The sequence below is a fragment of the Streptomyces sp. DSM 42067 genome (assembly GCF_055792885.1).
The window spans coordinates 6,727,699-6,746,155 of sequence record NZ_CM147706.1 but is presented as its reverse complement, the minus strand read 5'-3'; the positions used below and the strand labels follow the sequence as shown (position 1 = coordinate 6,746,155).

Here is an 18,457-nt window from a genome sequence, read left to right as displayed (position 1 = left end):
GTTGTTCGTGGTTTCAGAACCAACACAGTGGACGCGAGCAACTGAGGACAAGCCCTCGGCCTATTAGTACCAGTCAACTCCACCCATTACTGGGCTTCCATATCTGGCCTATCAACCCAGTCGTCTACTGGGAGCCTTACCCCATCAAGTGGGTGGGAGTCCTCATCTCGAAGCAGGCTTCCCGCTTAGATGCTTTCAGCGGTTATCCCTCCCGAACGTAGCCAACCAGCCATGCCCTTGGCAGAACAACTGGCACACCAGAGGTTCGTCCGTCCCGGTCCTCTCGTACTAGGGACAGCCCTTCTCAAGACTCCTACGCGCACAGCGGATAGGGACCGAACTGTCTCACGACGTTCTAAACCCAGCTCGCGTACCGCTTTAATGGGCGAACAGCCCAACCCTTGGGACCGACTCCAGCCCCAGGATGCGACGAGCCGACATCGAGGTGCCAAACCATCCCGTCGATATGGACTCTTGGGGAAGATCAGCCTGTTATCCCCGGGGTACCTTTTATCCGTTGAGCGACGGCGCTTCCACAAGCCACCGCCGGATCACTAGTCCCGACTTTCGTCCCTGCTCGACCCGTCGGTCTCACAGTCAAGCTCCCTTGTGCACTTACACTCAACACCTGATTGCCAACCAGGCTGAGGGAACCTTTGGGCGCCTCCGTTACTCTTTAGGAGGCAACCGCCCCAGTTAAACTACCCATCAGACACTGTCCCTGATCCGGATCACGGACCCAGGTTAGACATCCAGCACGACCAGACTGGTATTTCAACGACGACTCCACAACCACTGGCGTGGCCGCTTCAAAGTCTCCCAGCTATCCTACACAAGCCGAACCGAACACCAATATCAAACTGTAGTAAAGGTCCCGGGGTCTTTCCGTCCTGCTGCGCGAAACGAGCATCTTTACTCGTAGTGCAATTTCACCGGGCCTATGGTTGAGACAGTCGAGAAGTCGTTACGCCATTCGTGCAGGTCGGAACTTACCCGACAAGGAATTTCGCTACCTTAGGATGGTTATAGTTACCACCGCCGTTTACTGGCGCTTAAGTTCTCAGCTTCGCCATGACGAATCATGACTAACCGGTCCCCTTAACGTTCCAGCACCGGGCAGGCGTCAGTCCGTATACATCGCCTTACGGCTTCGCACGGACCTGTGTTTTTAGTAAACAGTCGCTTCTCGCTGGTCTCTGCGGCCACCCCCAGCTCGAGGAGCAAGTCCTCTCACCAAGCGTGGCCCCCCTTCTCCCGAAGTTACGGGGGCATTTTGCCGAGTTCCTTAACCATAGTTCACCCGAACGCCTCGGTATTCTCTACCTGACCACCTGAGTCGGTTTAGGGTACGGGCCGCCATGAAACTCGCTAGAGGCTTTTCTCGACAGCATAGGATCATCCACTTCACCACAATCGGCTCGGCATCAGGTCTCAGCCTTGATGAGCGGCGGATTTACCTACCACTCGGCCTACACCCTTACCCCGGGACAACCACCGCCCGGGATGGACTACCTTCCTGCGTCACCCCATCACTCACCTACTACCAGCTCGGGTCACCGGCTCCACCACTCCCCTCAACTCCGAAGAGATCAGGGCGGCTTCACGGGCTTAGCATCACTGGATTCGATGTTTGACGCTTCACAGCGGGTACCGGAATATCAACCGGTTATCCATCGACTACGCCTGTCGGCCTCGCCTTAGGTCCCGACTTACCCTGGGCAGATCAGCTTGACCCAGGAACCCTTAGTCAATCGGCGCACACGTTTCCCACGTGTGTATCGCTACTCATGCCTGCATTCTCACTCGTGAACCGTCCACCACTGCCTTCCGGCGCGGCTTCACCCGGCACACGACGCTCCCCTACCCATCACAGTCCCCGTTAGGGGTATGTACTGCAATGACACGACTTCGGCGGTACGCTTGAGCCCCGCTACATTGTCGGCGCGGAATCACTAGACCAGTGAGCTATTACGCACTCTTTCAAGGGTGGCTGCTTCTAAGCCAACCTCCTGGTTGTCTCTGCGACTCCACATCCTTTCCCACTTAGCGTACGCTTAGGGGCCTTAGTCGATGCTCTGGGCTGTTTCCCTCTCGACCATGGAGCTTATCCCCCACAGTCTCACTGCCGCGCTCTCACTTACCGGCATTCGGAGTTTGGCTAAGGTCAGTAACCCGGTAGGGCCCATCGCCTATCCAGTGCTCTACCTCCGGCAAGAAACACACGACGCTGCACCTAAATGCATTTCGGGGAGAACCAGCTATCACGGAGTTTGATTGGCCTTTCACCCCTAACCACAGGTCATCCCCCAGGTTTTCAACCCTGGTGGGTTCGGTCCTCCACGACCTCTTACAGCCGCTTCAACCTGCCCATGGCTAGATCACTCCGCTTCGGGTCTTGAGCGCGCTACTATATCGCCCTATTCGGACTCGCTTTCGCTACGGCTTCCCCACACGGGTTAACCTCGCAACACACCGCAAACTCGCAGGCTCATTCTTCAAAAGGCACGCAGTCACGAGACACCAGCAAGCTGATGTCCGACGCTCCCACGGCTTGTAGGCACACGGTTTCAGGTACTATTTCACTCCCCTCCCGGGGTACTTTTCACCATTCCCTCACGGTACTATCCGCTATCGGTCACCAGGGAATATTTAGGCTTAGCGGGTGGTCCCGCCAGATTCACACGGGATTTCTCGGGCCCCGTGCTACTTGGGTGTCTCTCAAACGAGCCGCTGATGTTTCGACTACGGGGGTCTTACCCTCTACGCCGGACCTTTCGCATGTCCTTCGCCTACATCAACGGTTTCTGACTCGTCCCACGGCCGGCAGACCGTAGAAAAGAGATCCCACAACCCCCCAAGCGCAACCCCTGCCGGGTCTCACACGCTTGAGGTTTAGCCTCATCCAGTTTCGCTCGCCACTACTCCCGGAATCACGGTTGTTTTCTCTTCCTGCGGGTACTGAGATGTTTCACTTCCCCGCGTTCCCTCCACATGCCCTATGTGTTCAGGCATGGGTGACAGCCCATGACGACTGCCGGGTTTCCCCATTCGGAAACCCCCGGATCAAAGTCTGGTTGACGACTCCCCGGGGACTATCGTGGCCTCCCACGTCCTTCATCGGTTCCTGGTGCCAAGGCATCCACCGTGCGCCCTTAAAAACTTGGCCACAGATGCTCGCGTCCACTGTGCAGTTCTCAAACAACGACCAACCACCCGTCACAACCCGCCGAAACGGATCTTTACCGGGGCCGGCATACCGAAGGAACGAGCGTTCAGCCCGTGCCCTCAGACACCCAACAGCGTGCCCGACACACTCGCCGCTCCCCTCAACGTTCCACGCTCAAAGAGCAGTACTGGAAGGAGAAGACGATCAAGTGTGCCGAATAATCAACGTTCCACCCATGAGCAACCAGCATCAGACGTTCGCTGATGTTCTGGCCTCTGACCAAGTCCCCGAAGAGGCCTGGTGAGAAGTGCTCCTTAGAAAGGAGGTGATCCAGCCGCACCTTCCGGTACGGCTACCTTGTTACGACTTCGTCCCAATCGCCAGTCCCACCTTCGACAGCTCCCTCCCACAAGGGGTTGGGCCACCGGCTTCGGGTGTTACCGACTTTCGTGACGTGACGGGCGGTGTGTACAAGGCCCGGGAACGTATTCACCGCAGCAATGCTGATCTGCGATTACTAGCAACTCCGACTTCATGGGGTCGAGTTGCAGACCCCAATCCGAACTGAGACAGGCTTTTTGAGATTCGCTCCACCTCACGGTTTCGCAGCTCATTGTACCTGCCATTGTAGCACGTGTGCAGCCCAAGACATAAGGGGCATGATGACTTGACGTCGTCCCCACCTTCCTCCGAGTTGACCCCGGCAGTCTCCTGTGAGTCCCCATCACCCCGAAGGGCATGCTGGCAACACAGAACAAGGGTTGCGCTCGTTGCGGGACTTAACCCAACATCTCACGACACGAGCTGACGACAGCCATGCACCACCTGTATACCGACCACAAGGGGGCGACCATCTCTGGCCGTTTCCGGTATATGTCAAGCCTTGGTAAGGTTCTTCGCGTTGCGTCGAATTAAGCCACATGCTCCGCTGCTTGTGCGGGCCCCCGTCAATTCCTTTGAGTTTTAGCCTTGCGGCCGTACTCCCCAGGCGGGGAACTTAATGCGTTAGCTGCGGCACCGACGACGTGGAATGTCGCCAACACCTAGTTCCCACCGTTTACGGCGTGGACTACCAGGGTATCTAATCCTGTTCGCTCCCCACGCTTTCGCTCCTCAGCGTCAGTAATGGCCCAGAGATCCGCCTTCGCCACCGGTGTTCCTCCTGATATCTGCGCATTTCACCGCTACACCAGGAATTCCGATCTCCCCTACCACACTCTAGTCTGCCCGTATCGAATGCAGACCCGGGGTTAAGCCCCGGGCTTTCACATCCGACGTGACAGACCGCCTACGAGCTCTTTACGCCCAATAATTCCGGACAACGCTTGCGCCCTACGTATTACCGCGGCTGCTGGCACGTAGTTAGCCGGCGCTTCTTCTGCAGGTACCGTCACTCTCGCTTCTTCCCTGCTGAAAGAGGTTTACAACCCGAAGGCCGTCATCCCTCACGCGGCGTCGCTGCATCAGGCTTTCGCCCATTGTGCAATATTCCCCACTGCTGCCTCCCGTAGGAGTCTGGGCCGTGTCTCAGTCCCAGTGTGGCCGGTCGCCCTCTCAGGCCGGCTACCCGTCGTCGCCTTGGTGAGCCACTACCTCACCAACAAGCTGATAGGCCGCGGGCTCATCCTGCACCGCCGGAGCTTTCAACCCTCACAGATGCCCGTGAGAGTGTTATCCGGTATTAGACCCCGTTTCCAGGGCTTGTCCCAGAGTGCAGGGCAGATTGCCCACGTGTTACTCACCCGTTCGCCACTAATCCACCCCGAAGGGCTTCATCGTTCGACTTGCATGTGTTAAGCACGCCGCCAGCGTTCGTCCTGAGCCAGGATCAAACTCTCCGTGAATGTTTTCCCGACTGCGCCTAATTAAAGACTGCGGGACGACACCACGAGAGCGGAACAGCCAGGCGGAATAAGCCCGGCCGTTCACAGCGTCCTCGCTGTGTTATTTCAAAGGAACCTCGCCCCAGCCGAACCGGCCGGAGACGGGGTATCAACATATCTGGCGTTGATTTTTGGCACGCTGTTGAGTTCTCAAGGAACGGACGCTTCCTTTGTACTCACCCGAGAGACTCTCTCAGGCTTTCCTCCGGGCGCTTCCCTTCGGTGTTTCCAACCTTACCAGATCCGTTTTCCGTTCCGTTCCCGGTCGGAATTCATTTCCGGTGGCCGTTGGAGGGCCTTTTGCCTATCGGTTGCCTTGCGGCTCCCTTTCGGCGGACCCGACTTTATCAGAGGTTCTGAGTCGGTTTTTCCGCCCCGTCCGGGATGCCCCTTGGCTCACAAGTGTGCCGGGTGCCCGTCTGGGCGGAGCCGTAAACGTACTGGAGCGGGGCGCCTCGATGCAAATCGAGGCGCCCCGCTCCTGGCCGATGTCCGACGGACCGTCAGACGTCCACAACCACAGGGAGAATCATCGGGCGTCGGCGGTAGTTGTCCGAGACCCACTTGCCCAGCGTGCGGCGGATGAGCTGCTGCAGCTGGTGGGGCTCGACGACGCCGTCCTGAGCCGAACGCTCCAGGGATTCCCGGATCTTCGGGATGACGTCGTCGAAGGCCGAGTCCTCGATGCCGGATCCACGGGCATGGATGTGCGGGCCCCCGGTGACCTTGCCGGCGGTGGAGTCCACCACGACGAAGACCGAGATGATGCCCTCTTCGCCGAGGATGCGGCGATCCTTGAGCGAGGTCTCGGTGACATCGCCGACCGAGAGGCCGTCCACGTACACGTAACCGGCCTGGACCTTGCCGGAGATCTTCGCCTTGCCCTCGACGAGGTCGACGACGACGCCGTCCTCGGCGATGACGATGCGGTCGTGCGGGACGCCGGTGAGTGCGCCGAGTTCGGCGTTGGCGCGCAGATGGCGCCACTCACCGTGGACCGGCATCAGGTTCTTGGGCCGGCAGATGTTGTAGAAGTACAGGAGCTCGCCTGCCGAGGCATGGCCGGAAACGTGCACCTTGGCGTTGCCCTTGTGGACGACGTTGGCGCCCCAACGGGTCAACCCGTTGATGACGCGGTACACCGCGTTCTCGTTGCCCGGGATGAGCGACGACGCGAGGATCACCGTGTCGCCCTGGACGATGCGGATCTGGTGGTCGCGGTTGGCCATGCGGGAAAGAGCCGCCATCGGCTCGCCCTGGGAGCCCGTGCAGACGAGCACGACCTCTCCGTCCGGGAGGTCGTCGAGCGTCCTGACGTCGACGACGAGGCCCGGTGGGACCCGCAGATAGCCGAGGTCCCGGGCGATGCCCATGTTGCGGACCATCGAGCGGCCGACGAAGGCGACCCGGCGGCCGTACTCGTGGGCGGCGTCCAGGATCTGCTGGATGCGGTGGACGTGGCTGGCGAAGCTCGCGACGATGATGCGCTTGCGGGCTCCGGCGAAGACCTGGCGCAGGACGTTGGAGATGTCGCGCTCGTGCGGCGTGAAGCCCGGGACCTCGGCGTTTGTCGAGTCCGAGAGGAGAAGGTCGATGCCCTCCTCGCTCAGCCGCGCAAAGGCGTGCAGGTCCGTGAGGCGGTTGTCCAGCGGGAGCTGGTCCATCTTGAAGTCGCCCGTGTGGACGACCATGCCCGCGGGCGTGCGGATCGCGACGGCCAGCGCGTCCGGAATGGAGTGGTTGACCGCGACGAACTCGCAGTCGAAGGGTCCGATGCGCTCGCGGTTGCCCTCGGCGACCTCAAGCGTGTACGGGCGGATGCGGTGCTCCTGGAGCTTGGCCTCGATCAGGGCGAGGGTCAGCTTGGAGCCGATCAGCGGGATGTCCGGCTTCTCGCGGAGCAGGAACGGCACGCCGCCGATGTGGTCCTCGTGGCCGTGCGTGAGGACGATGCCGTCGATGTCGTCGAGGCGGTCCCTGATGGACGTGAAGTCCGGGAGGATCAGGTCGATTCCGGGCTGCTCCTCCTCGGGGAAGAGCACTCCGCAGTCGACGATCAGCAGGCGGCCGCCGTACTCGAAGACGGTCATGTTCCGGCCGATCTCGCCGAGGCCGCCCAGCGGGGTGACGCGAAGGCCCCCTTCCGGCAGCTTCGGCGGCGCGCCGAGTTCAGGATGCGGATGACTCAAAAGACTCTCCTGCCCATGCGCGCCACGTGCCGATCGGCACGTGGCGCGCATGACGTTCGTGCACATGCGTGTATGGATGGATGGCAGGTCTCTGACCTGCGGGTTGTTCGTATTCAGTTGTGAAGTCTGTGGTTAGAGCTCTACCCCGCCGGCCGCGAGATCGATCTTGAGCTGAGCGGTTTCCTCGGGCGACAGTTCCACGAGCGGCAGACGCAGCGGCCCGGCGGGCAGACCCTGGAGGGCCAGCGCGGCCTTGGTCGTGATGACACCCTGCGTACGGAACATGCCGGTGAAGACCGGGAGCAGCTTCTGGTGGATCTCGGTGGCCTTCTGGACGTCGCCGTTCGTGTGGGCGTCGAGCATGGCGCGCAGATCGGGCGTGACGACGTGGCCGACGACCGAGACGAAGCCGATGGCGCCCACGGACAGCAGCGGCAGGTTGAGCATGTCGTCGCCGGAGTACCAGGCGAGGCCCGAGTGGGCGATGGCCCAGCTGGCTCGGCCGAGGTCTCCCTTGGCGTCCTTGTTGGCGACGATGCGTGGGTGCTCCGCCAGACGCACGATCGTCTCGGTGTTGATCGGCACGCCGCTGCGCCCGGGGATGTCGTAGAGCATCACCGGCAGCTCGGTGGCGTCGGCGATCGCGGTGAAGTGCCGGTAGAGGCCTTCCTGCGGCGGCTTGTTGTAGTACGGCGTGACGGTCAGCAGGCCGTGGGCGCCGGCCTTCTCGGCGGCGCGGGCCAGCTCGATGCTGTGGTGGGTGTCGTTCGTGCCGACGCCGGCCACGACGTGGGCTCGGTCGCCGACGGCCTCCAGCACCGCTCGTACCAGCTCGGTTTTCTCCGCATCGCTGGTGGTCGGGGACTCGCCGGTGGTGCCGTTGACGACCAGGCCGTCGTTGCCTGCGTCCACCAGGTGGGCGGCGAGCCGCTGCGCGCCGTCGAGGTCGAGTGCGCCGTCCGCCGTGAAGGGCGTGACCATGGCGGTGAGGACCCGCCCGAAGGGGGTCTGCGGAGTAGAGGTCGGAGCCATGGGTAACACGCTACTCGCTGCTCAGCGCGGGGTCCCCCCTCGGGGCATGCGACAAGTCGCGATATATGTGGAGCCCGGCACTGCCTGCTCGGGGGTTCAAGCAGTGCCGGGTCCGTTTGATCAGGCTAGATGAACTTCGCCAAATGCCGCAATACGGACATGTCGCTCGGCTGATGCGCACATCTGTACCGCCGTCCCCTGCGGAGCCAGGAGCCCAGCGGCCGCTAGGGAGCCACGCGTCCGTTGGCATTGAAGGCCGCGTGCGTGAGCGGCATCAGCTCCGCCCACAGCTTCTCCATCTTCTCGCCCACCATCTCGATCTCCCGCTGCGGGAAGGACGGGACCTTCGCCAGCTCGTGCTGGGTACGCAGACCGAGGAAGTGCATCAGCGAGCGCGCATTGCACGTGGCGTACATCGACGAGAACAGGCCGACCGGGAGGACCGCGCGGGCCACCTCGCGCGCCACGCCCGCCGCGAGCATCTCCTGGTACGCCTCGTACGCCTCGCGGTACGAGTCCTCCATGACGCGGCCGACGAGCTCCTGCTGCGCCTGGGTGCCCTCGACGAACACGTACTTGCCGGGGCGGCCTTCCTGGACCAGCTTGCGGGACTCGTCGGGGACGTAGAAGACGGGCTGCAGCTCCCTGTACCGGCCGGATTCCTCGTTGTACGACCAGCCCACGCGGTGGCGCATGAACTCGCGGAAGACGAAGATCGGGGCGCTGATGAAGAACGTCATCGAGTTGTGCTCGAAGGGGCTGCCGTGCCGGTCCCGCATCAGGTAGTTGATCAGGCCCTTGGAGCGCTCCGGGTCCTTCCTCAGCTCGTCCAGGGACTGCTCCCCTGCGGTGGAGACGCGGGCGGCCCACAGCACGTCGGAGTCGCTCGCCGCGTGCTTCACCAGCTCGACGGTGACGTCGCTGCGGAAGCTGGGCTTGGGGTCGTCGGCGGGGGTGTCGGTCACGGCTCGGGGGGTCCTTCCATCACTTCTCTCGGGCGGCGCCCACTCTACGACCCGGCACTGACAACCGGCCGATCCAGGAGTGCCGCGACATTCGGCGTCGAACTTCGGAGAATTCCCCAAATCAGGGCACCATGGGAGATCGTCGAGCGTCTGTGTAGGTAGCAGCGTTCCGTTCGATCCATCCGAGGAGAAGCACCACCCATGTTCCGTCGGCGCGAGCCCGTCCCGTTCGCCTTCATCGCCGAAGCCGACAAGTTCCGCAGCAACGTCACTCCCCCTCCCCGTCAGCGCGCCAGCGCGGGACAGATCGCCGGTCGGTCGCTCCTCGGCCTCACCGTGGTCGCCGGGCTCGTGGGCTCCCTGCTCTTCGGGGTCCCCGCGCTGTCGGCCGACCAGTCACCTGCGCATACGCAGCAGTCCGAGGCATCCGACAGCCGCTGACGCTCATGACTGCCTGAACGGCCTGGTACGTACCCTCTCGGGCCCCCAAGGGTGGTAGGCGGGGGCGCGGCTCGGTAGCCTCCTCGGGCACAGCCCGTGCGTGATCGAGTGAGGAACAGTCGTGCCCCTGCCCTTCCTGACCGCAGACCGCGCGTTCGACGAGGCAGCCGGAGATATCGCGCTGCCCTTCGACGACCGCGACCGGTGGCGGCGCCCCTACCGGCCCGGGCCGTGGCGCGTGGGTGCCGCCGCGCTTCTGCTGCTGCTCGCGTCGTACGTCCTCGTCGCCGCCGTGATCATCACGTTCGCCGGCAAGGCTTCGGGCGGCGCCGCATGTGGGGCTCTGGCCGCGCTTGTCATCGTGAGCGCGCTGCGGCTGCTGCGGGTGGGCACCTGGGTGAGCGCGAAGGGGTTGCGCCATGTGCGCTTCTTCCTGACCCGGACGGTGCCCTGGGCGCAGGTGGCGGCCGTGCGGACGGTTCAGCAGCCGGTGCGCTGGCTGGGCCTGCCGCGGACCGTGCAGGGCCAGGCCCTCGTCCTCGTACGCAAGGACCGGCCGGGCGAGCAGGAGCCGCTGCTCACCACCCACGACGCCGATTTCCTGGCACGCCTCGAGGCGTTCGACCGGGCGGCCGACTCCGTCGAGGCCTGGGCGTACGAGTACCAGCCCCGCTAGGTCGTACGAGCACAAACGCCGCCAGGCCTACGGAAGACACTTCCGTAGGCCTGGCGGCGTCCTAGACTAGGGGCCCTCAGGCCCGGACCTGCTTCCCGTCATGCAAGGCGATCGCATGCTGCATCGCCTTGCGGGCGCGCGGGGTGTCGCGGGCGTCGTGGTAGGCGACCGCGAGGCGGAACCAGCAGCGCCAGTCGTCCGGTGAGTCCTCGGTCTCCGCCTTGCGCTTGAGGAACACTGCGTCGGCCGAGTCGCGGTCGACGCGGCCGCCTGGCGTACGGGCCAGTTCGTCCACGGGCAGGCCGCCCTCGGCGTCGAGCTCGGCTGCGAGCCGGTTGGCCCTCTGCACGAACTGCGTGTTCTTCCAGAGGAACCACAGGCCGATGACGGGCAGGATCAGTACCGCGACACCGAAGGTGACGGTGAGCGCGGTGCCTTGCTCTATCAGCAGCAGTCCCCGGCTGCCGACCAGGACGAAGTAGACGACCAGGACGGCAGCCGTGACGACATAGGTGATCTTTGCGCGCATCTCTTCAGCTCTAGCGTCGGATCGGCTCGTGCGTCAGCCGAGGTCCAGGAAGTTTTCCAGACCGAAGGTCAGGCCGGGAGTGGACACCACGCGGCGGACGCCCAGCAGGATGCCCGGCATGAAGCTGCTGTGGTGCAGCGAGTCGTGGCGGATGGTGAGCGTCTCACCCTCGCCGCCAAGCAGCACCTCCTGGTGGGCGAGGAGGCCGCGCAACCGGACCGCGTGCACGGGCACGCCGTCGACGTCCGCGCCGCGGGCGCCGTCGAGCGCGGTGACCGTGGCGTCGGGCTGCGGGGCGCTGCCCGCCTGTTCGCGGGCGGCGGCGATGAGCTGTGCGGTGCGCGTGGCGGTGCCGCTCGGGGCGTCGGCCTTGTTGGGATGGTGCAGCTCGACGACCTCGACGGACTCGAACAGCGGCGCGGCGATCTGCGCGAACTTCATGGTCAGGACGGCGCCGATGGAGAAGTTCGGCGCGATCAGCACGCCTGTGCCGGGCGACGCCTCCAGCCAGGTGTTCAGCTGCGCCAGGCGCTCATCGGTCCAGCCCGTCGTACCGACGACGGCGTGGATGCCGTGGCGTACGCAGAAGTCGAGGTTGTCCATGACCGATGCCGGTGTGGTCAGCTCGACGGCGACCTGGGCGCCGGTCTCGGCCAGCGTCTCGAGCTTGTCGCCGCGGCCCAGGGCCCCGACCAGTTCCATGTCCTCGGCGGCCTCGACGGCCTTGACCGCCTCGGAGCCGATGCGCCCCTTGGCGCCGAGTACCGCCACGCGCAGCTTGCTCATCCCTTGTTCCTTACGTTCCGACGGGAGTGGGGAGACCGCCCGTACGGCGATCAGGCGATCAGGGGACCGCCACCACGGCGGTCCCGGGCCGTCGCACACCGCGCGGCCCGGAAACCGCCCTCAGAGCGGTCAGGAGACCGCTTCCTGCAGACGCGCGGCCTGCTTGTCCTTCAGCGGGCCGATGACCGACAGGGACGGCCGCTGCCCCAGGATGTCGCGAGCCACCTCGCGGACGTCGTCGGGGGTGACCGCCGCTATGTTCGCCAGCATGTCGTCGACCGACATCTGCTCGCCCCAGCACAGCTCGCTCTTGCCGATGCGGTTCATAAGCGCGCCGGTGTCCTCGAGACCGAGGACGGTGGAGCCGGAGAGCTGGCCGACGGCGCGGCCGATCTCGTCGTCGGACAGGCCGTGCTCGGCGACGTGCTCGAGCTCGTCGCGGCAGATCTTGAGCACGTCGTGGACCTGGCCCGGCCGGCATCCCGCGTAGACGCCGAAGAGGCCGCAGTCGGCGAAGCCCGAGGTGTACGAGTACACGCTGTAGGCCAGGCCGCGCTTCTCCCGGACCTCCTGGAAGAGGCGGGACGACATGCCACCGCCGAGCGCCGTGTTGAGCACGCCCATGGCCCAGCGGCGGTCGTCCGTGCGGGCCAGGCCCGGCATTCCGAGGACCACGTGGGCCTGCTCGGTCTTGCGGCCGAGCAGCTCTACGCGGCCGGCGGTACGGATGGCGCGGCGGCCCTCGCGCGGGGCGAGGGGTTCGGCCGCGGCCCCCGAGAGGGCGCCGGCCTTCTCGAAGGCGGCGCGGACCTGGCGTACGACCTTGGCGTGGTCGACGTTGCCCGCGGCCGTCACGACGAGGTGCGTCGGGTCGTAGTGGCGCTTGTAGAAGCGGCGGATGCGGTCCGCGGTGAGGGCGTTGACCGTGTCGACCGTGCCCAGGACCGGGCGGCCGAGGGGGGTGTCGCCGAGCATCGTGTGCGCGAACAGGTCGTGCACGCAGTCGCCCGGGTCGTCCTCGGTCATCGCGATCTCTTCGAGGATGACGCCGCGCTCGGCGTCCACGTCCTCCTCGAGGATCAGGGAGCTCGTCAGCATGTCGCAGACGACGTCGATCGCCAGAGGCAGGTCGGTGTCGAGCACGCGCGCGTAGTAGCACGTGTACTCCTTCGCCGTGAAGGCGTTCATCTCGCCGCCGACCGCGTCGATCGCGGCGGAGATGTCGAGGGCGCTCCTGCGGTTGGTGCCCTTGAAGAGGAGGTGCTCGAGGTAGTGCGTGGCGCCGTTCAGCGTCGGGGTCTCGTCGCGGGAGCCGACGTGCGCCCAGATGCCGAATGTCGCAGAACGTACGGAGGGCAGGGTCTCGGTGACGACGCGGAGGCCGCCCGGCAGGGTCGTACGGCGGACCGTGCCGATGCCGCCCTTGCCCTTGAGGAGGGTTTGGGTACGGGCGACGGCCCGCGCCTCCGAAGAGGTGCGGGCCGTCGCCTTGGAGCTACGGGACGTCACTGGTCGGCGTCGTCCTTCTTGTCCTCAGAGCCTTCCTCGCCCTCGATCACGGGGATCAGGGAGAGCTTGCCGCGGGAGTCGATCTCGGCGATCTCGACCTGGACCTTGTGGCCCACGCCCAGGACGTCCTCGACGTTCTCCACGCGCTTGCCGCCGGCGAGCTTGCGGATCTGCGAGATGTGCAGCAGGCCGTCCTTGCCCGGGAGCAGCGACACGAACGCACCGAAGGTCGTCGTCTTCACGACCGTGCCCAGGTAGCGCTCGCCGACCTCCGGCATCGTCGGGTTGGCGATGCTGTTGATCGTGGTGCGGGCGGCCTCGGCGGACGGGCCGTCGACGGCGCCGATGTAGATGGTGCCATCGTCCTCGATGGTGATGTCCGCGCCGGTGTCCTCCTGGATCTGGTTGATCATCTTGCCCTTGGGGCCGATGACCTCGCCGATCTTGTCCACGGGGATCTTGACGGTGATGATCCGCGGGGCGTTCGGGGACATCTCGTCCGGGCGGTCGATCGCCTCCATCATCACGTCGAGGATGTGGAGACGGGCGTCGCGGGCCTGCTTGAGGGCCGCGGCCAGGACGGAGGCCGGGATGCCGTCCAGCTTGGTGTCGAGCTGGAGGGCGGTCACGAACTGCTTCGTGCCGGCGACCTTGAAGTCCATGTCACCGAAGGCGTCCTCCGCACCGAGGATGTCGGTGAGGGTGACGTAGTGCGTCTCGCCGTCGATCTCCTGGGAGATCAGACCCATGGCGATACCGGCGACCGGGGCCTTCAGGGGCACACCGGCGTTCAGCAGCGACATGGTGGAGGCGCAGACCGAACCCATGGACGTCGAGCCGTTGGAGCCGAGGGCCTCGGACACCTGGCGGATCGCGTAGGGGAACTCCTCGCGCGTGGGCAGCACCGGCACGAGCGCGCGCTCGGCGAGGGCGCCGTGGCCGATCTCGCGGCGCTTCGGGGAGCCGACGCGGCCGGTCTCACCGGTGGAGTACGGCGGGAAGTTGTAGTTGTGCATGTAGCGCTTGCGGGTCACCGGGGAGAGGGTGTCCAGCTGCTGCTCCATGCGGAGCATGTTCAGGGTGGTGACGCCCAGGATCTGGGTCTCGCCACGCTCGAACAGGGCCGAGCCGTGGACCCGCGGGATCGCCTCGACCTCGGCGGCGAGCGTACGGATGTCCGTGACGCCGCGGCCGTCGATGCGCTTCTTCTCCTTGATGACGCGCTCACGGACCAGGGTCTTGGTCAGCGAGCGGTACGCGGCGGAGATCTCCTTCTCGCGGCCCTCGAACTGCGGGAGCAGCTTCTCGGCGGCCAGGCCCTTGACGCGGTCCAGCTCGGACTCGCGCTGCTGCTTGCCCGCGATGGTGAGCGCCTGTGCCAGCTCGTCCTTGACTGCGGCGGTGAGCGCCTCCAGGACGTCGTCCTGGTAGTCGAGGAAGATCGGGAACTCGGCGGTCGGCTTCGCGGCCTTGGCGGCCAGGTCGGCCTGGGCCTTGCACAGGACCTTGATGAACGGCTTCGCGGCGTCCAGACCGGCGGCGACGACCTCCTCGGTCGGAGCCTCGGCGCCACCCTCGACGAGCTTGATCGTCTTCTCGGTCGCCTCGGCCTCGACCATCATGATCGCGACGTCGCCGTCCTCCAGGGCGCGGCCCGCGACGACCATGTCGAAGACGGCGTCCTCGAGCTCGGTGTGCGTCGGGAAGGCCACCCACTGACCACGGATCAGCGCGACGCGGACGCCGCCGATCGGGCCGGAGAAGGGCAGACCGGCCAGCTGCGTGGACGCGGACGCGGCGTTGATCGCGACGACGTCGTACAGGTGGTCGGGGTTGAGCGCCATGATCGTCGCGACGACCTGGATCTCGTTGCGCAGGCCCTTCTTGAAGGACGGGCGCAGCGGGCGGTCGATCAGACGACAGGTGAGGATGGCGTCCTCGGAGGGACGGCCCTCACGGCGGAAGAAGCTGCCGGGGATCTTGCCGGCGGCGTACATCCGCTCCTCGACGTCCACCGTCAGGGGGAAGAAGTCGAGCTGGTCCTTGGGGTTCTTGGAAGCTGTGGTGGCCGACAGCACCATGGTGTCGTCGTCCAGGTACGCCACGGCGGAGCCGGCGGCCTGCTTGGCCAGGCGGCCCGTCTCGAAGCGGATGGTACGGGTGCCGAAGGTGCCGTTGTCGATGACGGCTTCGGCGTAGTGGGTCTCGTTCTCCACCAGCGGAATCTCCTCGTTTTCGTCCCCGAGCCCGTGTGGCAGGGGACGGTGGGCGGAGAAGCGCGCCTTGTGTGCTGGCCGGTCTTCGATCGAAGCACCCGGGGTTTAGGTGTCCCGGGGGCCACTACCGAGGACCGGCGGCGGCGAGGGGCGCTCCTCCTCGTTCTGTGTTGCGTGACGTACGCCTACGTCGCATACGTCCTGTGTGCGGATTCGTATTGCCTTGTGTCAGCCAGCCTACAAAGTCGCAGCGACACTCCGCACGTACAGCAAAGGGAGCGGCCCCCTCCAGTGGGAACCGCTCCCTTCACGGCGTCTTACTTGGCGCCCGCCGCACCGCGGCGGATGCCGAGGCGGTCGACCAGCGCACGGAAGCGCTGGATGTCCTTCTTGGCCAGGTACTGCAGCAGGCGGCGGCGCTGGCCGACCAGGATCAGCAGGCCACGACGGGAGTGGTGGTCGTGCTTGTGGGTCTTCAGGTGCTCGGTCAGGTCGGAGATCCGGCGCGACAGAAGCGCGACCTGGACCTCGGGGGAGCCGGTGTCACCCTCCTTGGTGGCGAACTCGGACATGATCTGCTTCTTCGTTGCGGCGTCGAGCGACACGCGTACTCCTCGTAGTCTTTTCGTGGCCACCGAGTGCCCCTGGTCCACATCTCAGGGGAGCTTCCGTTACTCGGGAGGCGGGGTCCGCTGGGCGCTGCCTCCAGACATTCCGGAGGCGCGTACGCAAACGGCCATCGCCCACAGTACCAGCCCGGCAGCATCGCCCCGGCCCAGGCACGTCAGGGAGGTGCGGGCCGGCCTCAGAGGTTGCCGAGGAGCTGGTCGGCGGCGGCGACGGCGACGATCCCGACCGCCAGCAGCCATGTGCCGAGGCGGGTCCGGCCGCGGCGGCTGAGCTCGATGACGACGCCGCACAGGACGAGGCCCGCACCATAGACGCCGACGGTCAGGAGCGAGGGGTGTGCGCTGAGCCGTAAGACGAGGACGACGGCGACCGCGGCCATGATCGTCCCGGCGGCGGCCATGCGTATGCGGCGCGCCTCCCGGGGGCTCCATGGCCGGCGCTGCTCATCGGGCTCCTCGGGCTCCTCGGTCCGCCCCTTGAGGCCGATCTGCTCGCCGCCGACTTCGTCTAGATCGGTTGAGGTCATGACGGCAGCCTAGAGGTGGGGCCGTCGGGCGCGCCTACAGCGGGCCATGCATCCGGGACATCGCCGACACCGACACGGCTGTGCGCCTGCACGCCGTGGCCGACCGGCCCTCCGAGGCAGCGCAATGCGTCGCCCGCCGCGGACGCCCTGGCCGAGAAAGCGGGGCCGGCCGTGGGCGGCAGGCGATGGAGCCTCTGAGCGCGGCAGACCCCGACCCCGACCCCGACGCCTACGCCTACGCCTACGCCTACGCCTACGGCACAGCGGCCTGCGCATGACACAGCGGCTGCCACCCGGGCGGGTGGCAGCCGCTGTGTGCTGCTGGTGCCGAACGGCTATCCGCTGGTCATGCCACGGGCGGCCGCGTACAGGTCGAGCACCGCCAGGCAGAGCGGGACGAGCGACAGCAGCGCCGCGCCTTCGGCGAGGTCGAGCATGCGGCCCCAGAACGGGGTCACACCCTTCCTCGGCACGATCAGGGCGATGGCCACGAGGAGTGTGGCGCCCAGGGCGACGGCGGCGGACAGCCAGATCGTGCGGATGTCCAGCGGGGCGCCGTTTCCGTTGTAGGTGAGCTCCTTGATGATGTCGGCCGGCGGGTTGAGGGCGAGGCCGAGCACGAGCAGGGAGATCGTGGCGATGCCCGAGATGACCAGGGTCACGACCTGGGCGGTGTAGAGGAAGAGCCGGGCCCGCATCAGCGTGGCGAGGCCGGCCGCCAGCGACAGCAGCTGGGCCCAGCCGCTGGTGGAGAAGCCGAGCACCACACCGGCGGAGGCGACGCCGCCGGCCGCGCAGCCGCCGACGAGGCCGAGCAGCAGTTCGTGCCCGCGGCGCGCCTGGTCGGTGATGAGCCGGAAGTCGACCGGCTCCTGCTCCTGCTGGTCGTCGCCGCGGCCTCGCTTGGAGACCTGGTCGGGCGAGCGGAATCCGATGGGGAGCTTGGCGAAGCGGGCGGACCAGCCGGGGAGGAAGCCGATGACGGCGACCATGACCACGGCGGTGACGGCGGCCGCGTGGCGCGGCTCGGCCTCGGTGACGATTGCGGCGAAGGTGGCGAGTACGCCGACGCCGGCGGTGAACGAGGCGGCGACGAAGGGCGCGTCGTTCCGCGGCAGCATCATGACGAGCAGCACGGATGCGACGAGGACGACGGCGCACCCTGTGAGGAACTGCAGCCGTCCGGGGCCTTCGCCCGCGGGGACGCCCACGATGCCCGAGCCGCCCACCAGCAGGTGCGGCAGCGACGCCAGGCCCAGGCCCACCGCCGCGTGGTCGTCGTCGTAGACCCGGGCGCGTATGGCGGCCAGCGCCGCGAGGATGATGCCGGTGGCACCGGCGATGACGCCCGGCAGGCCGTGCATGTCGTGGGCGATCGGCTCCGAGAACCACAGCACCAGCGCCATCATCGTCAGCAGCAGCGCGCCGGCGCCCAGGCCGACGCTGCGCATCATGCCGTCGTTCCAGCTGCGGCGGTCGGTCTCGACGGCGGCGGCCACGGCGTCCACGACGTCGTCGAAGACGGCGGGCGGCAGCGAGTCCGCGAACGGCCGCATGAGCAGCAGTTCGCCGTCGCGAATCTGCTGTTCGACGAGCGAGCGACCGTCGTCGAGGACGGTGCCGTCCCTGCGTACCAGGTTGTACCCGGTGGGCGCTGCTTCCTCCGGGGTCTGTCCCGACAGCCGCAGGATCTCCGGGTACACGTCAGAGAGAGGCACATCCTCCGGGAGTGCCACATCGATCCGGCTGTTCGGTGCCGCCACCGTGACTCTGCAGAATCCGGTTGCTGAAACCGTGCTCACCTGACGGTTCCCCCTCGTCCAGTACTGAGTTGTCGGACGCGGCACGCAGGGCGATCCCCGTTCCGCGCTTCGTGTGGAGCGTCACCCTACCGTCCCACCCCTTGTCT

Annotated in this window: 12 protein-coding genes and 2 rRNA genes; 2 read left to right on the top strand and 12 right to left on the bottom strand. The window is 65.8% G+C overall.

The features are described 5' to 3' along the window. Window positions 1-43: 43 nt before the first annotated feature. From ACSMXV_RS30595 to thyX, 5 genes are all read right to left on the bottom strand, one after another. A 23S ribosomal RNA gene (locus tag ACSMXV_RS30595) occupies window positions 44-3,166 on the bottom strand. Between the two features lie 318 nt (window positions 3,167-3,484). Beyond that, a 16S ribosomal RNA gene (locus ACSMXV_RS30590) occupies window positions 3,485-5,010 on the bottom strand. The 16S and 23S rRNA genes sit together here, the layout of an rRNA operon. A 542-nt stretch (window positions 5,011-5,552) precedes the next feature. Further along, entirely contained in the window at window positions 5,553-7,238 is a 1,686-nt protein-coding gene (locus tag ACSMXV_RS30585) for a ribonuclease J (RefSeq protein ID WP_473174375.1), read from the bottom strand. A gap of 132 nt (window positions 7,239-7,370) precedes the next feature. Continuing rightward, entirely contained in the window at window positions 7,371-8,270 is a 900-nt protein-coding gene (gene dapA, locus ACSMXV_RS30580; RefSeq protein ID WP_473174374.1) for a 4-hydroxy-tetrahydrodipicolinate synthase, read from the bottom strand. A 224-nt stretch (window positions 8,271-8,494) separates the two neighbouring features. Then, complete coding sequence (gene thyX / locus ACSMXV_RS30575; protein ID WP_473174373.1) at window positions 8,495-9,235, bottom strand: FAD-dependent thymidylate synthase; 741 nt, start codon at window positions 9,233-9,235, stop codon at window positions 8,495-8,497. Window positions 9,236-9,436: 201 nt separating this feature from the next. Between thyX and ACSMXV_RS30570 the strand changes: the two genes are divergently transcribed. Together ACSMXV_RS30570 and ACSMXV_RS30565 are read left to right on the top strand one after the other, a co-directional pair. Further along, on the top strand, window positions 9,437-9,676 hold the full coding sequence (locus tag ACSMXV_RS30570) for a hypothetical protein (protein ID WP_473174372.1): 240 nt from the start codon (window positions 9,437-9,439) through the stop codon (window positions 9,674-9,676). Between the two features lie 121 nt (window positions 9,677-9,797). After that, the gene (locus ACSMXV_RS30565; protein WP_473174371.1) at window positions 9,798-10,352 is read left to right on the top strand and encodes a hypothetical protein; all 555 of its coding nucleotides are present in this window, start codon (window positions 9,798-9,800) and stop codon (window positions 10,350-10,352) included. A gap of 76 nt (window positions 10,353-10,428) precedes the next feature. Here the strand turns inward: ACSMXV_RS30565 and ACSMXV_RS30560 are convergent, their stop codons facing one another. The 7 genes from ACSMXV_RS30560 to eccD all read right to left on the bottom strand — a co-directional run bounded on the left by ACSMXV_RS30560 (window position 10,429) and on the right by eccD (window position 18,350). Continuing rightward, window positions 10,429-10,881 (bottom strand): hypothetical protein, encoded by a 453-nt coding sequence (locus ACSMXV_RS30560; protein ID WP_473174370.1) that lies wholly within the window; start codon window positions 10,879-10,881, stop codon window positions 10,429-10,431. 33 nt (window positions 10,882-10,914) lie between these two features. Further along, the gene (gene dapB / locus ACSMXV_RS30555; protein ID WP_473174369.1) at window positions 10,915-11,667 is read right to left on the bottom strand and encodes a 4-hydroxy-tetrahydrodipicolinate reductase; all 753 of its coding nucleotides are present in this window, start codon (window positions 11,665-11,667) and stop codon (window positions 10,915-10,917) included. Window positions 11,668-11,796: 129 nt separating this feature from the next. Next, window positions 11,797-13,176, bottom strand: a complete 1,380-nt coding sequence (locus tag ACSMXV_RS30550) for a M16 family metallopeptidase (protein WP_473174368.1) — start codon at window positions 13,174-13,176, stop codon at window positions 11,797-11,799. Beyond that, entirely contained in the window at window positions 13,173-15,392 is a 2,220-nt protein-coding gene (locus ACSMXV_RS30545; protein WP_181655842.1) for a polyribonucleotide nucleotidyltransferase, read from the bottom strand. The genes ACSMXV_RS30550 and ACSMXV_RS30545 overlap by 4 nt, the downstream gene beginning before the upstream one ends. Before the next feature lie 317 nt (window positions 15,393-15,709). Beyond that, entirely contained in the window at window positions 15,710-15,997 is a 288-nt protein-coding gene (gene rpsO / locus ACSMXV_RS30540) for a 30S ribosomal protein S15 (RefSeq protein ID WP_067275582.1), read from the bottom strand. A 200-nt stretch (window positions 15,998-16,197) separates the two neighbouring features. Beyond that, entirely contained in the window at window positions 16,198-16,548 is a 351-nt protein-coding gene (locus ACSMXV_RS30535; RefSeq protein WP_473174367.1) for a hypothetical protein, read from the bottom strand. 335 nt (window positions 16,549-16,883) lie between these two features. Next, window positions 16,884-18,350, bottom strand: coding sequence for a type VII secretion integral membrane protein EccD (gene eccD / locus ACSMXV_RS30530; protein WP_473174366.1), 1,467 nt, complete (start codon window positions 18,348-18,350; stop codon window positions 16,884-16,886). Between the last annotated feature and the right edge of the window lie 107 nt (window positions 18,351-18,457).